The following is an 18433-nucleotide window of genomic DNA, read 5'->3' as shown; positions in this document are numbered from 1 at the left end:
AATCCCCCTTACAGCAGTAGGTTTTACGAATGAACCTGTCTGTTGTAAAGGGAACATATCACTTTGTGGACAGCCCTTCTTCATTAAAATGGGTCGGCTATGAACCGCATTGCCGTTATATTGGCAGGTGGCGCTAGACATAAATATTCCAACATGATTGTGACTGCCAGTAAATCAGCGGAGCCACCAGGACTAACATTTTTTTGCACAAAATCATCGTTCATTTGATGAATCATGGCGAGACCTCTCTCTGACAAGATACCGCCCGCCTCTAGCACCTGCTTGGCATATTGCTGGACATAGGTTAGCATCTCCCTATCGTGTCTACCAACGACATTCGTATCTTCGTTGACAACCATCAGTTGTAACAAGGTTTGAACACAGATATCATTCACATGGTATCGTTGCGATGACTTCAACTCACGATAGACGGGCAGAGCATATTCTCGTACGGTAGGAAAGCCTGCTTCCACCTCGCCACGTATGCCCGTCATGCCCCATTCTTTATACAACCGTTCGCCGACCGTTAAGCCTGTTGATTTTTTCAGGGATGCAAGCTCACTCGCACATAAACCTTTGGTCATCTGAGCAATGGTCTCACAAATGACTTGTTCATCCAGCCTGCTAGTAGCTGCTCGTGTCGTACAACAATACGCGGCGACGGCACAAATAATTCCTAGCGAAAAAATAAGACCTTTATGTGTGTTCACCCCGCCTGTTGCGGCAAACATAGCCTGTTCGGCTTCCTGTCCTAAGGAACGCAGATTCGCAAATAGTATACGAAGATCCTCCCCATGAAAGGAACCTCCCGCCTTTGTACATCTTTCAAAATAGCCGGAAAGTGCGACCGCACTAGACATAAACGTAAAGAAGTCCATATCCTTGTGAGCACCATGATTAAACCGATCTACCAGTCCCGGCTTTGGGCTGGCGGAGACCTCTGTTAGCAGTGCAAGGACAGCTTGTTGACCAATGCTTTCACATAATAAGCTTGTTGCAATCATACATACCAACAACCTTCTTCCCTGGATTTTTTAATGATGATGAACGATCATGCTCATTTGACTACTTGATGCTTTCGCGTATAACTGTCCACCAGTGCTTTGATAGCTTCCAGCAATTCGGGAAGTGCATGTGCTCTACTCCGTCCGCATATATGCGCAGCCTGCTCGCACATGAGACATTTTCGCATGCCCAAGCCAAGTTCAGTTCTGGAGATTGCCCTTCCATTGGGGCCAATCACATCCAGATCCAGTAATCTTCCTAGTGGATGCCCATCTTCAATCGCAATGACCAACTTTTTCAATATTCGCGCATCTGCCTGAACGGCAACATATGCTTCTGGGCCTGTTAGCAGATCATACGCTTCACTGTGCAGCGGTGTCATTGGGTTCACCGCCAGCTGACTCAGCAAGATACGATAACCTTCTTGAAAAACGTATTTACTTGTTGGAGAGGACTTCTGTGGTCCTGGGATATTGATCGTCATGCTGATCAGAGCTACCGCGTACCTGCTGATCAGTTGTCTTTGTCTATCTGCCCGGTTTTCGCGTGCCTGTAGCATTTCTTCAAGGGTAACCTCATACGAATACATGTTATGACATCTCCTTGATACGCCTGATGATTTCTCCAGCTTCCACTGACAATAAAAACTGATAGGTCGTGTCCGGTACAAGCTGCTTCACTTTATCCATTTGACCCAGACGGATATATTTGCGGACCGCAGAGGCGCTGATTGCGTCTCCTTCCCATAGTAGTCGCGGTATTTCCTCTACTTCGATTCCAACGGAAGGCAGTATTCTTTTCATGATCGTGTTGTACCTGCGAGTCAAGACACAGCTTGGCTCCTGACCAATATACCGTTTTTTAATATTTAGCAACGGAGCTATATACTGGCTAAATATTTTTAAATCCAGTGATATATGCGTACTTGCTGCCTCTTCATCATTTTTGAGGAAGTAAGAAGGAAACGTTGCGTTGGAGATGATATAGTCTTTGCCTTTGTGCAAGACCACATTGGCCAAATGTCTCACTCCTTCTTCCACTAGTCTGTATCTGACATCTGCTGGAAAAATGGATCGGTCCTCCCAAACTACAAAAAGATGCACCTTTTCCCAAGCCGCCGCTGCATGCTCGATTAAGTGCAGATGTCCAAGTGTGAATGGATTACAGTTCATGACAATCGCAGCCGAAAGCACGGGATCGCCCGTTTCCTGCAAAAGCTCTTGCTGATACTGTCGGACACCATCCCATCGGTTTTCCAACAAGACAGCCTTGGAGGATTCCTCCACGATTGGATAAAAGCCGAGATCCTTGAAAATTTGTTTATTTACTGGTTTTGTATAAATAAACAGGTGAGCCCTTCCCCGCCTGTATTCTTCATTTACTAAATGGCTAACGATTTGTGCCGATAGCCCCTGGTCTTTATAAGCTTCATCCACAGCAATGCACTTCAGTACACTGCCTGAAAAGGAACCCGTAGCGGCAATGTCGCTGCCATCTACAATTTCCATCGTATATTCAATTTGATGGTCTATTCTAAGACCTTGGCGCTTGAGGAAATCGCGAAGCTTTCTTTGAGCGTCTTCAGAGGTTGGATTTAAAATCTCTTCACGCAAATGTTCCATCCACATAGCCATAATGATCACCGTTTTTCTGCATGGAAGTCAGAATAAGTAGAATGACGCATCCCACACTCTGCAAGCGAAAGGATAGGATGCGCATCCTGTTTATTTGTTCTGAAAAGACAATGTCTTTATTTTCTTACAACACCGCTTTGTTCTGCGACGATTTTTACTGCTTTACTAACTGCTGCACTTACTCTTTTGTCAATCGCATCTGGAACGATATAGGCATCATCAAGCTCCTCGTCTGTTACCAGATCTGAGATGCTTCTGGCTGCCGCTAATTTCATTTCCATCGTGATGTCCGTGGCTTTGGCATCAAACGCGCCTCTGAAAATACCGGGGAATGCCAGCAGGTTATTGATTTGGTTGTGAAAATCCGATCTGCCGGTCGCAACAATTCTTGCTCCGCCTTTGTGTGCTTCCTCCGGCAAAATTTCTGGAATTGGATTGGCAAGGGCAAAAATGATGCTTCCATTGCTCATGGTTTGCACCATTTCTTTTGTCATCACATCTGCAACCGATAAGCCGATAAAGATGTCCTTGCCTTTGATGACTTCTGCAAGGCTGCCTGTTTCTTTATCACGATTCGTCAGCTTGGCGATTTGCTGCTGAGGTTCATTGAGAGAGGTGTCGCCTTCGACCAAGGCACCATTAATATCGCAGAGAACCATACGCTTCGCTCCTGCAGCAAGCAATAGCTTGGCGGTGGCAATACCCGAAGCTCCTGCTCCATTGATGAGGATGCGCACATCCTCCATTTTTTTGCCCACAAGTTTCAAGGCATTACATAACCCTGCAAGCACAGCAACTGCCGTTCCATGCTGATCATCATGATAAACTGGAATGTTCAGTTTTTCTTTTAATTTGTCTTCAATATAGAAGCATTCTGGCGCCTTGATGTCTTCAAGATGAATGCCTCCAAAACCTGGGGCGATCACTTCAACCGTGCGCACAAACTCGTCTGGATCCGTGCTGTCGATACAGATAGGGTACGCATTCACCCCACCAAATTCTTTGAGCAACAAAGCCTTGCCCTCAATGACAGGCAGCCCTGCCTCAGGGCCAATATCCCCCAGACCCAGCACGGCTGTCCCATTCGTTAGAATCGCCACGGTGCTCCCTTTAATCGTGTATTCATAGGCTTTGCTCTTATCTTTGGCGATTTCCTTGCATGGCTCGGCAACGCCAGGTGTATAAGCTATCGCTAAATCCTCTTTACTTACGACCGGTACTGTCCCTACAATCTCCAGCTTGCCGTTTCTTATGCGGTGTGCCTGTAAAGCGGCTTCTTTTATACTCATAAGTTTGTTTGTACTGAGCAACTGCTCAATACTTCCTCCTCTTGGTTTATAATTTTAGCGTCCTTGTTTCACTTGACGAATGACATCAATTACGGAACCATCACGATATTTGATAACACCCACAATTTTATCTTCCCATTGAATCGGCTCTGGTTTGCCGACAATCCGCGTAGCCTTCTCTTGCAACTCTTCGATTGTGAAGACAGGGAGCTTGGCGGCCTTGAAGCTAGCCAGGAGATCTTGGCGGAGAGGGTTCACAGCGATGCCCTGATCGGTAACCAGTACGTCAACCGTATGACCTGGTGTGATAATGGTATTTACACGATCAAGAATGGCAGGCATTCTTCCGCGAATCAGCGGAGCGACGATGATGGATACTGCAGCGCCTGCGGCAGTGTCGCAGTGTCCGCCGGAAGCTCCACGGATGACCCCATCAGACCCGGTAATTACGTTCACATTAAAATTCAGATCAATCTCCAGCGCACTCAGCACAACAACATCCAGTTGGTGAGCAGCGCAGCCTATATTTTCAGGGCTTGCGTAATATTCCGCACAAATTTGTTGATGGAATTTGTTCTTTCTCAGCGATTCTACGGCGCGCAGGTCGAAGCTCTGCACGTCCAATAGCTTTTCAATCAATCCTTCTTCATGCAGGTCAACGATTTGTTGGGTAATACCACCCAGCGCAAAGCTTGCTTTGATATTGGCGGCAAGCATTTTTTTCCGCAGAAATCTGGTAGTTGCAAGCGCAGCACCCCCGGAGCCGGTTTGCAATGAGAATCCATCCACGAAATATCCGGATGCTTCAATCACATCTGCCGCGTTTTTGGCAATTAACAGCTCCTTCGGATTATTCGTGTAACGGGTAGCCCCTGAGACAATCCCCTTCTGATCACCGATGCGATCCACGACGACCACATAATCCACCTTGGTTTCAGGAATGGCAAATGGAGTGTTCGGATAGGAGACCAAATGGTCAGTGATCATCACAACATTGCGCGCATACTGTGCATCTACCATGGCATAACCAAGGGAGCCGCATGCCGATGGAGCTTCGTTTACGCTGGAAGTTCCGTTTGCATTACCATATGCATCGCAAGAAGGAGCGCCCAAAAAGGCTACGTCAATCAGGCATTCCCCTGATGCAATCGCTCTTGTGCGACCGCCGTGAGAGTTAATCGTCACCGGAATATCGAACCATCCGTAGGAATATGCCTGAGCCAGCTCGCCTCTAAGGCCACTGGTCTCGATTCTGCGGATGACACCGTTTCGCACATGCTCTACCAACGGAGCATGAATATCCGTCAAGGAGCTGGCTGCCAGGACAAGATCACGAATACCCATTTTGGAGATTTTATCCATAACCATATTCAAGGTAAGGTCCCCGTTGCGGAAATGGTGGTGGAACGAGATCGTCATCCCATTACGCAAGCCTGTAGCTTCAATGGCTTTCTCCATCGAATCCATGATTTTGTTTTTGGCAGGATTTTGCTGGCGGTCTTTTAACCGCTCTGTATTTTTAAATTGCCCGTAAGTCGATTTGCGATCAAAGGGAGTTATCGCATCAAGTCCCTCAATAGCTAAAGGAATTTCTCTCCCAGCACCGTTTAGCATAACATTCACCTTACTCTACGTTTATTTTTGCCGCTTCCGCCAGGTCAAGTACTCTACGCGCACGTTCTACAATCGGACGGTCAATCATTTTACCGTCGAGACTGATCACACCTGAGCCTTTTGCCTCCGCTTCGAGACTGGCCTCAATGATCCGCTTTGATTTTTTGATGTCTGCTTCTGTTGGCGTATAGATGCGGTTTACAATCTCGATCTGACGCGGGTTAATAATGGATTTGCCATCAAAGCCTAGCTGTTTGATCAGCTTCACCTCGTTGGCAAAGCCTTCCTCATTATTTATATCCGAGTAGACTGTGTCGACAGCAGCAATGCCAGCAGCTCTGGCCGCAAATAGTATAAGGCTTCGTGCTGTCAATAGCTCAATGCCTTCTGGCGAGCGCGTTGTCTTCAGGTCTGTGACAAAATCCTCCGCCCCGATAGCGATGCCGATAAGCCGCTTGCTGGCAATCGCAATTTGCGCCGCATTCAATGCACCCTTGCCACTCTCAACCGCTGCAAAAAGCTTGATTGTCCCATGCTCCATGCCGATCTTTTGTTCAATTTCGGTAATCAATTCATCCGCCTCAATCACGTCATCAGCGGTCTCCGTTTTCGGCAATCGAATGGCAGTTGGCTTTGCTCGTACAATCGCTTCAAAATCGTCTCTGCCATACGGCGTATGGAGTGGGTTTACCCTGACCAGCACCTCGATGCCCCCAAAATCAAAAGTTTTCAAAGCCTGGTAAACCAGCAAACGTGCCGCATCTTTTTCGTATAGGGAAACGGAATCCTCAAGGTCGATCATAATCGAATCTGCCCCATAGATATGGGCGTCCCGGATCATCCCCGGGTTATTCCCTGGAACATACAACATGGTCCTTCTCAGTTTCTGCATCTATTCCGCCTCCCATGGTCGGCAGTCTCCCTCGACCACTCTGCTTACGGCTGTCATTACTCTAGCCTTAATGGTGCAATCCAGTGCGCCTTTATCATTCGCGCGGACATATGCATGTTCAATGCCCATTCCTTGTAATGTTTCGAGAATCACTTTGCGAATCTGGTTCCCGAACTGGTTCTCTACGGTACTTTTCAACTCGATTTCAATACCTTTCGTCCCGTTCGGCTCGATGGAAATCGTAATATCGCTTGATTCCAGTGTACCGGCCATGCCTACTTGCTGAATAATCAATGTCTACACCTCTTTTGCCAATTGGATGGTAGATACTCTCCATCTTCAGGATTGCAGAACCTTATAAATCATTTGTGCCATATCTGAACCTGCTACAGGCTTACACATGTATTCATCAATGATCAATCTCTCCTTGTATGCCACCACGTGATCCTCGACATAACCGGTAATCAGGATGATTTTCATACTTGGGTTGATTACCTTGATACGTTCAGCCAATTCCGTACCCGTCAGATAAGGCATTGCCTGATCCGTAATGACCAGATCGTAATGGTTTGGAGACTTTTCAAACCGCTGCAATGCTTCCACACTGTCTGATTCTGTCTCAACGTGGAAACCATACGATTCCAGTCCTCTTCTCATCGCTTTCAATACGCGCTGTTTATCATCGACCAAAAGAATGCGCTTTTGTTCAGTAAACACAGGGTTTATATTTATCTCTGTCTCTTTTGCTACAAACTCCGTTTTCGGTAGATACACCGTAAACGTACTACCCCTGCCCAACTCCGAATCCACGGTAATAAATCCTTGATGTTTTTCGAGAATGCTTTGGACGATATACAATCCAAGCCCCGTACCCTCTCCTGCCGGTTTGGTTGTGAAAAAAGGATCAAAGATTTTCTGCAAGGTGTCGTCACTCATCCCTCTCCCCGTATCCGAGACAGATAAAGTAACATAATCGCTGACTTCCAAGACGTTCTCGCGGATTTTTTTTACCTCTTGCAAGGGAATGGTATCCAATATGATTTTTAGTTCACCACCGGTTGTTTTCATTGCTTGATAGGCATTGTTGCACAGGTTCATAATGACCTGATGAATCTGTACTTTATTTGCAAAAATAACGGCTGAATCTACCCGTTTTTTGAACACAGCATTCACTTTGGGCGAGAGGAAGGATTTTATGAGTCCCAGTGCCTCTTCGACCTGTTCTTCAACCTTGACCGGAGCGTTTTTCTTGACCTTTCCACTCTCCAGCCGGCTCAATAGCAGGATTTCCTCGATTATCAATCTTGCTTTCTCGGAAGCATCATAAATCTCACTGACGTAATCATAAATTTCTTCAGCAGGTTCTATCCTGCTAAGCATGATTTCTGCATAGCCTTTGATGGGAGTTAGCAAATTATTGAAATCGTGAGCAATTTCCCCTGATATCGTGCCGATCAACTGTAGCTTCTGCGAGTGCTGCAATTGTAGATCCTTTTTTCTCAACAGCTCGTTTTTGTTATTCAGTTCCCGCAAATACCTCGTCTCGTATTCCAGAGCCTCTTTATTTTTCTTCGTCCTCATGATGATATAAACGGCACAAGCCAACGTCAGGACAATCATTGAAAAAATTTCAATGGTTTTAATTCGATTTTGTTCAATCGGTTCTCTCACATCATCGTAGTTCATGGCGGCGGCAACCACCCAAAACGAGTCACCGAGATGAACACGGGAAAATGCCTCGATCTTTTTCGTCTTGGTATAGAATTCGTCACCCCACCAGTACGATTGGTAGAAAGCTGAGCCTTGTTCCTGGGTAAGCTGCATTTTGAACAGTTTCTCCAGATCACGGTAATCAAGCCCCGGGTATTTAGCCTTCATCGCTGATAGCGATAACCCGATATTTTCTTCGCTCGGGTGCATGAGATAGTAGCCTTGCTGATCCTTGACATGGATATAACCTTTGGTCCCCACGCGAATCGGCTTCAACAGCTTCTCATACACAGCGTTTAGCTTTACCACACTGATGAGCGCACCTTGAAATTTCCCATCGAGATAAACAGGCTGAAACAGATGCACAATATAATGGCCTTGCTTCTCCAGCTTGGCACCTGCGATGAACGGTTTTTTTTCTTGCAGCACCCTTTGTATATCATCCTTGATTAATTCATAGGCTTTCATCGCATCCGTACGGTTGCGCTTGGGAAAAGTGTGTACCACTCTCCCCTCTAGGTTCACCTGGCTAATCCGATAGATGCTATCTTTTTTGGCGGCATAATAAGCAGATAGGTTTTCGTCAATCACAGCTTCATTATTATTTGCTATGGCGAGCGACATCTGCCGGTTGCCCGTCAATATTTGCAGCGTGTGCATTTGTTCGTCGAAAAAGGATTCAATAGACGTGCTGTTTAACTTGGCAATCGTTAGCAATTGCTGCTGCTGCTGTTCAATCACGGTACGTTCTCCGTCCATATATGAACCGTATGCCATCCACAGTAGAACTAGAAAAGAAATCGGAAGCGCTAGCATCGTGATGAATGAAAAATGGTTTCGATAGTAAAACAGTATCTCTCGTTGAAATCTCATCCTGTTTTACCATCTCCATCGAGCTAGTAGCCCATCAGTTCCTAGCCCTAGTGCTAGGGCTAGTTCGCTTCCGATTATACAGTTATTCACGTTCGTCTACTAAATGGTGTCTCAAGACATCTTCATTGTAACGACAAGATCTTAAAGTATCCTGTCAAATTATTAATTTTTTTTAAGATTTCACTATCTTAGTGTGTAAGGTATCGCAGCAGGAAAATAGCAAGTGTTACCGTTGCTGCACCACCGAGACGCGTGGATACCTGGGCAAATGGCATGAGTGCCATTCTATCGGCTGCAGAAAGAATCGCAACATCCCCTGTTCCACCTTGGCTGCATCGAGTAGAAGTAATAATCGCAGCTTCAACCGGATACATTTTCATCCATTTACCAGCAAAATATCCACTCGCAACCACGGTTAATACAGTTACAAAAATGGTGATGAAATAAGCAGGGCTGATTACAGAAATCAGTGCCTCCCATGGTGTTTTAGCAACACCAACCGCAAGCAGGAGCGGGTACGTTACAGCGATAACAAAGAAACGTTGCATCTGTTGCGCTCCGTCTTCAAGGAATTTTGGCAACCAACCAAAATATTTTGCCAGGAATGCCGCAAAGAGCATGACGATCGGACCAGGCAGACCAACAAACTCAGCGGCTAAGGTACCTACCATGAAGAATCCGATAGCTAAAATGGCTCCGGCAGCCATTTGATAAAGATCAAGCGGTTTTTTGTTTTTATCCTCTGCAAGTCCCAAAACATCGCTATCCCCTGTTTTGAGTAGCGTGCCGTTACCGGTAAGTTCTGGTTTTCTATCCCCCAGTTTTTTCAACAATCCGGACAAGATAATAGCACACAAGCTACCCAACATGACCGCAGGAATAACCATGGCAAATTGTTCACCTTGGGTCGAGCCTAAAATTTGGGCGTAGCCAATAGAGAGTGGAATCGCACCTTCACCAACGCCTCCCGCCATGATAGGAACAAGGATATAAAACAAGGTATCATACGCAGGGATTCCCAAAGCCACACCTGTAAGCAAACCGACGCCTGTTCCGAGAATAGATCCGATCGTCAAAGGAACAGCCAATCTAACAACCGCTTTTATCATGAGTTCCCGGTTCATACCAAGGATGCTACCAGCGATAACAATTGCGATGTACACATACAGGAAATTGGTATTATCCATAAAGACAGTAACGGAATCAATTGCTGACTGCGGGAGAAGATGAGCATACACCATGTAAGAAGGAACAAACGTTGCCATAATTGCAGCGCCGCCGATATCCTTCAGAATAGGGATGCGCTTTCCAATCTCCGCCAGAATAAAACCATACAATACCATGACAGATACAGCCCCAGGCATATCACTACCGAGCTTTCCGGAGTTCATCAGCATGTAGACAACAGCCATAAACGGGATGTAAAGGCCTACAGGAATGACCCCTCCAATCTTGTAATTCAACACCTTTTTCCATTTGGACTCTGTTCGTGGCTGTAGCTTAAGCTCTGCGGCTTCTTGTAGATTATTAGTGACCACTTGATCGCCTCCTAGATGATCAATCTGCGTTTTATCCTCGAATCAATCGCTAGCCCAGGTGTTCACAAGACTTTGTAGTAAAACGTTTTCACTCATTGGATGATTCGAGATAACTAAATTGTAAAAAGCAAATCTTAAAGTATTCTGAGTAATCCTTAAATGTTTTTAAGAACCACGTGACAAAAATATGTCAGCGTTTTCAAGAAAAAAATACGGTTGACTCATTTACTAACACAGCTTGTTCAGCATTTTGCATAATTCGCTTCCGGCTAAAGAATCTCGACGGGCACGACAAACTCACCGCAGCGGAGAATATGTTCATTCCCACTGCGGTGTCCCGTGGTTCGTCGGTACATCGTCCTGGTTTGACTAAAAAACGTTCTGGTCATTATTGGTGCGAGGGATTTTGTGTCCGGTTTTAAGTTTGCAGTCTAGACGACGGGCTTGGCAATATCTTTGAGATAGAAGTATGTTTGAGGCGGAGTCGCTACAATTTTATTAGAGGCATTGTGATGCCGCCCTCCAAAGTTATGTATTCCCTTTTATTACTAAATTAAGGATGGCTAGAGAAATAATCAGCCGTAGAAAAAAAGCCCCCCGGGTCCATCGGCGTGCTTTCAAGAGAACATATACGATTGGATAGAAGTATAAAGTTAATCTATCTTTCAACGGAAAAACGATACCCGATTCCCCAGACAGTTTTGATATATTTCGGATTAGTGGGATTTTCCTCAATTTTGGTCCGCAGGTGTCTGATATAGACCATAATCGTATTATTATCGACAACCGTATCTTTCCAGATGTTTTGATATAGCTGTTCTTTCGAGAAGACCTGATTGGGGTGCTCCATAAAAAATTTCATGAGTTGTAATTCTTTTGATGACAACGCGATTTCCTGATTATTTTTTTGAAACGTATAGGTATGATGATTGAATAGAAATGGTCCCAACACAATGTGTAAGGCTTGTTGTTTTGATTCCTGAAGCTGGCGATATCTTTTAATCTGGTTCTTTACCTGAGCACAAAGCACAAGAGGACTAAATGGCTTGGTAATATAGGCATCTGCCCCAAGTCCAAGTCCAATGATCTGATCTGTGTCTTCTTTTTTCCCGCTCAGAAAAATGATTGGCGTATGGATGCCCATATTACGCGTTTGGCCAAGTACATCATAGCCATCAATATTTTCCATCATAATGTCCAGGAGGACGAGATCGAATGGCTCCTCGCTAATCATCCGCATGGCTTCCATGCCGTTTTCAGCCTGAAGCACAACCATTCCATCGCCTTCAAGAACCGTTTTAATCAATTTTCTGACAGCGTTTTCATCATCAACAACCAATACTCTCGGTTTGCTCATTCTTGACCCCATTCCTTTCTAAAAGTCCTCTTACGAAAACCCTTTTAAGAATACAAAAAAACAAAACGCGCCCTATGGGTCGAAACACTTATGGTACTTCAAGTATAGCCATTGTGAGCAGACTCGATCAAGACACGTACCTTGGCTACAGTTGCTAAATGAATTGATTTTATTCTCGCTTCTCGATATCCACTTTTAGTCTAGCATCCTTTTAGCCAACTCTATATGTTGTATGTCATACAGCTTCAAAAACTCCCTGATTCCTTGTTGAATATCTTTATAAAACCTTTTTGTCAAGATTTTGGAAAAACCAATTCCGCCCCACTTGCTGCTGTAAGTGAACATGTCCCCTCATGATTCAGTGAAATTGACCTTCCCTGCCCTTCCATAAAAGTATGAACCTTTGCGGCATCAGCGAAGCGGGTGATTTGAATCCGAAGAAGCGGAGCGTTCGCCTTTGCCTCTGAATTCCCCCCCTGTTCTCATTACTATCAGAGGAATTCAGAGGCAACAGCGATCGGAGGATCAAATCACACGCGAAGCGGCCTTTAATGCTCCATACTTCTCTCCCCCATCTCCACAAACTGCTTTTGAGCCAGCTCTCGGTACACCTCATGGGATTCAATCAGCTCCGTGTGGGTTCCTGCACCGGTTACCTTCCCCTTGTCCAACACAATAATTTGATCGGAATGAACCACAGTAGACAAACGGTGAGCGATAACAATCGTCGTACGACCTTCCATCAAATTCGCCAGCGCTTTTTGCACCTCATGCTCGGATGAACTGTCCAGACTGGATGTAGCCTCGTCCAGCATAAGAATATCCGGACTACGTAGAAGCGCACGAGCAATGGCAATCCGTTGACGTTGCCCGCCGGAGAGCTTCATTCCCCGCTCACCCACTTCAGTCTCATAGCCTTGCGGTAAATCCATAATAAACGCATCCGCGTACGCCATCGTGGCTGCCTGTCTCACTTCCTCCAGATCAGCTTCCCGTCCCAAGCCATACGTGATATTATCTCTGACCGTTCCGGTCATCATCGAGCTTTCCTGCGACACATAGCCAATTTTGGAGCGCCAGGAGGATAGTGTATACAACGATATCGGTTCATCTCCATAACGAATCTCTCCCGTATCCGGTACATAAAAACGTTCCAGCAACGAAAACAGCGTGGACTTGCCGCTTCCGCTCGGTCCAACAAATGCAGTTGTCCGGTTTGCCGGAATGACCAAACTGGCATGATGAAGAACCTCTTCACCTTCAGTATAGGAAAAGGCAACATCACGCAGCACGATATCCCTGCTTTCTTTTGTTGCTTCCTGCTTCAATTCCAGCGGCTCCTCTTCATGATCCAAAATCGTCTGAATTCGTTCCGTGGCACCCACCACCTTTTGCAGACGTGAATATAAGGTCGTGAACTGGGCCATCGGTGTAATCACCTGAAACAGCAGCAAAATAAAAGCTACCAGATCCCCCGCGGTCAGTACACCCGATGCGACGCGAACACCACCTACACCCAAAATAATGACCAGCACTGCGGTCAGCAGGAAGGTAGAAATGGGACCTACCAACGCCAAAATACGAGATTCCTGCAAGCCAAAACGGAACATCCGGTAAATCCGATCCTCTCCGGCCTGTGCTTCCCTGCTTTCCGTCCCGTACGCCTTTACCAGCCTGATCTCTCCGATAACCTGACTCAGTACCGAAGTCAGATCAGCCATCTCATCCTGCTGCTTTTTGGATATACGGTACATTTTCCTGCCCACGGGAAATAAAATCAGCGCAGTTAATGGAACGATAGCCATAATAATGAGTGTCATGACCCAATCCAGATAAAAAAGCAAGGCAATACCGCCAATAATGGCAATTACGTTAGAAATCAGATTCACAAGATACTCCGTAATCAGGTTCATAATCAGACTTGTATCATTGGTGACACGACTCATCGTATCCCCGGAACGATTCCGGTCAAAATACGGAATGGGAAGAGACAAAATTTTATGCCATAAGCGTTTGCGCAAATTAGCCACAATTTTGTGTCCGGCATAGTTCAGCATATAAATGGAAACCGCTGAAGCCACAGCCTGGAGCACGAAGGCCCCAAGCAAGCCAAGAATGACCATTCGGTTCAATGAAGAAAAGGTCAAACCGTCGATCAGTCCCTTGGTCATCAGCGGTACAATTAAACCGGAAATTGTCTGAATCAAGGTCAGAATCAGGGCGATAACGAGAATGGCCTTGGGAGGGTGTGCGCTTGCAATCAATTTGATAAACTTGCCCATACCAGCCCTATCGGGTTTTTTACCCGGCTTTTCCTTCATACTGTTCTGCTGTTCATCTTGCTGTAGATGATGTTCCTTTTCCATAAACCATTTACCTCGCTTCCTGTCTGACCATTCTTGTCCAAACAACAACACCCGCGCTGTGCGCGGGTATGAACAGTACAGCCTAAATTTGAGTTTACTACACCAGAGAATGAAGCACAAAGTTAGCCACAAACAATACGGAAATGATATACAATGCGACAGGCACTTCCTTGCCGCGCCCTGCTGCCAGTTTGGCTACGGGGTAAGCAATAAAGCCAAATGCCATTCCGTCTACAATGCTATACGTAAAGGGCATCATCACCATGACCAGAAATGCAGGAAACGCCTCGGTAAAATCACTAAAATCCATCTCACGGACATTTTGTACCATCAGACCGCCAATGATGATGAGCACGGGCGCAATGGCACTATCAGGAATGTAAGCAAGTAACGGAATAAAAAAGAAGGTTGCCCCGAATAAAATGGCAGTGACCAGCGGCGTCGCCCCTGAGCGACCTCCTGCTGCAATACCCGCCGTCGATTCCGCAGCCGCTACCGCCGGACTGCTCCCTAAAATACCGGCAAAAATATTGGTTACCGCTAACACTCGCAGGCTGTTCTTGAACGTATCCGGTCTTCCGATCATGTTGGTCTGCGCAGCAATCATCCCAATGTTTTCGAACAGAACAATGAGCAGCAGCAAAAAAACAGCGATCCAGAAGGCTATCGAAACGATACCTGAAAAGGATAACTCGCCAAACAATTGCCCATACTGCCGTACTGTTTCGGAGGTTCGCACTCCACTTGTCGGTTCTACAGCCCCCAGTACGTAGGCAAGTCCTGTTCCTGCCAAAATACTAATTAGCAGCCCTCCCTGAACGTTGCGCACAAATAACACAATAGCGAGCAGCAATGTTACGCAAGCCGTGATCACCTTCGGGTCATTAAAATGGCCGATCGCGACAAAAGTCGTTTGATGAGCAATTACAATGCCGCTTTTTTGCAATCCGATAAAGGTCAAAAACAAACCAATTCCTACCGTAATTCCGTGCTGTAAATTATGAGGAATCGCCTGGCTAATCAGCTTGTACAAGGACGTAAATGCAACAACGGCGAATATAATACCTGTAATGGTGACCACCATCAATGCTTCCTGCCAGCTCAGCTTCATAGAATGTACGAGCGTATAAGTGAAAAAAGCATTAATCCCCATCCCTGGTACAACAACCATTGGCGACTTTCCGCCAAAGGCCATAAGCAGGCAGCCGATAATCGACGTGAGCAGTGTACCCAGCATTGCCCCTTGTAATGGAATCCCGGCATCTGCCAAAATGGTCGCATTGACCATTACAATATATACAACGGAAAAATAGGAAATGGCACCAGCGGCCACTTCCTTTTTCCAATGATGCTCGGGTTTGAAACCGAGGCTTCTGGACCATAGTCCACCCTTCATACCAAAACCCTCCAGCAATTTGTTCGATCTGTTTGCAGCAAAGCTAGAAACGTACTACGTTTTATTTTCAGACTTACACTCCAGCCTTGTTTAACAAATCTTTGACAGCTACACTAACCATGATCAATCCTGCCACGGGGGGTACAAAAGCATTGCTCGCAGGCGGCTGCTTCGCCTTCCGGATCTCAGGTGCGTTCGCAGGTACGATTTTTTTCGTAATCTCTTCACGCGGCTTCATCGGTTCCTCATCGGAGTATACGACCTTGACACCTTTTGTAATGCCTTCCTTGCGCAGCTTGGTACGGATTACACGGGCAATCGGGTCCATTTTCGTTTGGGAGATATCCGCCACCTGAAAACGGCTTGGGTCCATTTTATTGGCAGCCCCCATACTGGAGATCATCGGAATCCCCCGTTTCAGACATTCCTTGATCAAATGAATTTTATAAATAATCGTATCCGAGGCATCCAGCACATAATCCAGATCGTACTTGAACAGCTCCTCATACGTTTCTTCCGTATAAAACATGTTCAGTGCAATCGCTTCACATTCAGGGTTAATCAGCTTCACACGCTCTACCATCAGATCGGCCTTTTTTTGACCTACCGTTGTCGTCAGCGCATGAATCTGGCGATTAATATTGGTAATATCTACGACGTCTTTATCAATCAAAATGATGCGTCCAACACCGGTCCGTGCCAGCGCTTCTACCGCAATGGAGCCGACACCGCCGATACCCAGCACGGCTACCGTGCTATTTTTCATAACCTCCAGACCCTCAGTCCCGATGGCCAGTTCTGTTCTTGAAAATTGATGCAGCATATGGTACATATCCTCCCTCACTGATTTAGACACTATGCTTGAACTTCATGCATACAAACCACGAACCCATTATCCATAAGAGGGTAACGGGTTCATGGCATTTTATAAACTATTCACAAGCCCATGTAGGGCAATTGTAAAAGCAAACGTTCGTCTTAAGCTTTAGGAGTAACTGGCTTCGGAGCAAGACGGATATGAAGCTGCTCCAATTGACCTTGATCCACTTCGGACGGTGCGTCCATCAGCAAATCTGTTGCATTGGCTGTTTTCGGGAATGCAATGGTTTCGCGCAGGTTTGTACGACCCGCAAGCAGCATCACAAGACGGTCAAAACCGAAGGCAATACCACCATGTGGAGGCGTACCATATTCGAACGCATCCAACAGATAGCCGAATTTTTCATTAGCTACTTCCGGCGACAGGCCAAGAGCATTGAACATTTTCTCCTGTACATCACGTTTGTAAATCCGCATCGAGCCACCGCCCACTTCATAGCCGTTCAGTACGATGTCATAGGCCTGAGCACGAACTTGACCTGGGTCTGTGTCCAAGACGGCAAGGTCTTCGTCCTTCGGACGAGTGAACGGATGGTGTTCCGCCACATAACGTTTTTGTTCTTCATCATAGCCAAGCAGCGGGAAGTCCACAACCCATGCAAATTTGTATACGTTGTCGTCGATCAGACCCAGTTGACGGCCAATTTTCAGACGAAGCGCACCCAACACATCAGCTACGACTTTTTTGTTATCCGCAGAGAAGAGCAACAAGTCGCCTTCTTCAGCTCCCGTACGCTCTCTCAGAGCCTCGATTTCTTCCGGTGTAAAGAATTTAACGATAGGCCCCTTGAATTCGCCTTCTTTCACTTGAATCCAAGCCAGACCTTTGGCACCGTAACGTGCAGCATAAGGACCCAGATCGTCAATATCTTTGCGGCTCCATGTGCCACATCCCTTAGCATTGAGGACCTTAACCTCGCCGCCTTTTTCAATTACAGAAGCAAATACCTTCACACCGCTACTTGCCACGATATCATTGACATGAATCAACTCAAGGCCAAAACGCAGATCCGGCTTGTCAGAGCCGTACTTGTCCATTGCATCGGCATGTGTAATCCGTTGGAACGGAGTTTCCAGTTCAACACCAACCGTCTCTCTGAACAGCTTCACCATCAGTTGCTCCATCATGGGCAGCAAGTCATCCTGCTGCATGAAGGAGGTCTCAATGTCGACCTGTGTAAATTCAGGCTGGCGGTCGGCACGCAGGTCTTCGTCGCGGAAGCAACGTGCAATTTGGTAGTAGCGTTCTACGCCACCCACCATCAGCAATTGCTTGTAAAGTTGTGGCGATTGCGGCAATGCAAAAAACTCACCCTCATGCACACGGCTTGGCACCAAATAGTCACGTGCACCCTCCGGCGAACTTTTCGTCAAAATTGGCGTTTCTACCTCGATGAAATCTTCACCGTCCAGGAAGTCACGGAATACTTTTGCTGCTTTGGAACGCAGTTTCAACGTCTGGTGCATTTCCGGACGACGCAGGTCCAGATAACGGTATTTCAAACGCAGCGACTCGTCCACTTCGACGCCATCCTCAATAAAGAACGGAGGTGTTTTGGCTGCATTCAATACTTCAATTTCCGTAATACGTACTTCAATTTCACCTGTAGGCAGGTTCGCGTTAATGGTTTCGGCATCACGCTTGACCACTGTACCCGTAACCTCGAGTACGTATTCACTACGAACACGGTCCGCAATTTGCAGCGCGTCACCGGAATATGCCGGGTTAAACACGATTTGTACAATCCCGCTGCGGTCACGCAGGTCGATAAAAAGTACGCCTCCCAGGTCACGACGGGTTTGTACCCAACCGTTCAATGTAACTGTTTCTCCGATATGCGCATGGGTTAATGCGCCGCATTGATGACTCCTTTTCATAA

General features: G+C 46.3%; 14 protein-coding genes. All 14 read right to left on the bottom strand.

Translation table 11 applies throughout. The features are described 5' to 3' along the window. Positions 1-83: 83 nt before the first annotated feature. The 14 genes from citG to aspS all read right to left on the bottom strand — a co-directional run bounded on the left by citG (position 84) and on the right by aspS (position 18431). The gene (gene citG / locus ACQ4MX_RS22260; protein WP_431087358.1) at positions 84-1004 is read right to left on the bottom strand and encodes a triphosphoribosyl-dephospho-CoA synthase CitG; all 921 of its coding nucleotides are present in this window, start codon (positions 1002-1004) and stop codon (positions 84-86) included. 53 nt (positions 1005-1057) lie between these two features. Further along, positions 1058-1594: a citrate lyase holo-[acyl-carrier protein] synthase gene (gene citX, locus ACQ4MX_RS22255; RefSeq protein ID WP_431087356.1), complete on the bottom strand. Its 537-nt coding sequence runs from the start codon at positions 1592-1594 to the stop codon at positions 1058-1060. Between the two features lies 1 nt (position 1595). Continuing rightward, the gene (gene citC, locus ACQ4MX_RS22250; protein ID WP_431087354.1) at positions 1596-2639 is read right to left on the bottom strand and encodes a [citrate (pro-3S)-lyase] ligase; all 1044 of its coding nucleotides are present in this window, start codon (positions 2637-2639) and stop codon (positions 1596-1598) included. Between the two features lie 116 nt (positions 2640-2755). Beyond that, complete coding sequence (locus ACQ4MX_RS22245; protein WP_431091385.1) at positions 2756-3928, bottom strand: NAD(P)-dependent malic enzyme; 1173 nt, start codon at positions 3926-3928, stop codon at positions 2756-2758. 54 nt (positions 3929-3982) lie between these two features. After that, positions 3983-5542 (bottom strand): citrate lyase subunit alpha, encoded by a 1560-nt coding sequence (gene citF, locus ACQ4MX_RS22240; protein WP_431087352.1) that lies wholly within the window; start codon positions 5540-5542, stop codon positions 3983-3985. Positions 5543-5552: 10 nt separating this feature from the next. Then, entirely contained in the window at positions 5553-6434 is an 882-nt protein-coding gene (gene citE, locus ACQ4MX_RS22235) for a citrate (pro-3S)-lyase subunit beta (RefSeq protein ID WP_431087350.1), read from the bottom strand. Then, positions 6435-6728, bottom strand: a complete 294-nt coding sequence (gene citD, locus ACQ4MX_RS22230; RefSeq protein ID WP_431087349.1) for a citrate lyase acyl carrier protein — start codon at positions 6726-6728, stop codon at positions 6435-6437. Between the two features lie 45 nt (positions 6729-6773). After that, positions 6774-9017 (bottom strand): ATP-binding protein, encoded by a 2244-nt coding sequence (locus ACQ4MX_RS22225; RefSeq protein WP_431087347.1) that lies wholly within the window; start codon positions 9015-9017, stop codon positions 6774-6776. 188 nt (positions 9018-9205) lie between these two features. After that, entirely contained in the window at positions 9206-10555 is a 1350-nt protein-coding gene (locus ACQ4MX_RS22220; RefSeq protein ID WP_431087345.1) for a 2-hydroxycarboxylate transporter family protein, read from the bottom strand. Between the two features lie 658 nt (positions 10556-11213). Then, positions 11214-11894, bottom strand: coding sequence for a response regulator transcription factor (locus tag ACQ4MX_RS22215; protein ID WP_431087343.1), 681 nt, complete (start codon positions 11892-11894; stop codon positions 11214-11216). A gap of 566 nt (positions 11895-12460) precedes the next feature. After that, positions 12461-14278, bottom strand: a complete 1818-nt coding sequence (locus tag ACQ4MX_RS22210) for an ABC transporter ATP-binding protein (RefSeq protein WP_431087341.1) — start codon at positions 14276-14278, stop codon at positions 12461-12463. 97 nt (positions 14279-14375) lie between these two features. Beyond that, positions 14376-15674, bottom strand: coding sequence for an NCS2 family permease (locus ACQ4MX_RS22205; protein ID WP_431087339.1), 1299 nt, complete (start codon positions 15672-15674; stop codon positions 14376-14378). 73 nt (positions 15675-15747) lie between these two features. After that, positions 15748-16497, bottom strand: a complete 750-nt coding sequence (locus ACQ4MX_RS22200) for a tRNA threonylcarbamoyladenosine dehydratase (protein ID WP_134913068.1) — start codon at positions 16495-16497, stop codon at positions 15748-15750. 155 nt (positions 16498-16652) lie between these two features. Continuing rightward, entirely contained in the window at positions 16653-18431 is a 1779-nt protein-coding gene (aspS, locus tag ACQ4MX_RS22195) for an aspartate--tRNA ligase (protein ID WP_431087337.1), read from the bottom strand. Between the last annotated feature and the right edge of the window lie 2 nt (positions 18432-18433).

Source organism: Paenibacillus sp. 8b26, from assembly GCF_050626875.1.
In the GTDB taxonomy this organism is placed as follows: Bacteria; Bacillota; Bacilli; order Paenibacillales; family Paenibacillaceae; genus Paenibacillus.
The sequence above is the reverse complement of the archived record's forward strand: the minus strand, read 5'-3'. Positions and strand labels throughout refer to the sequence as shown.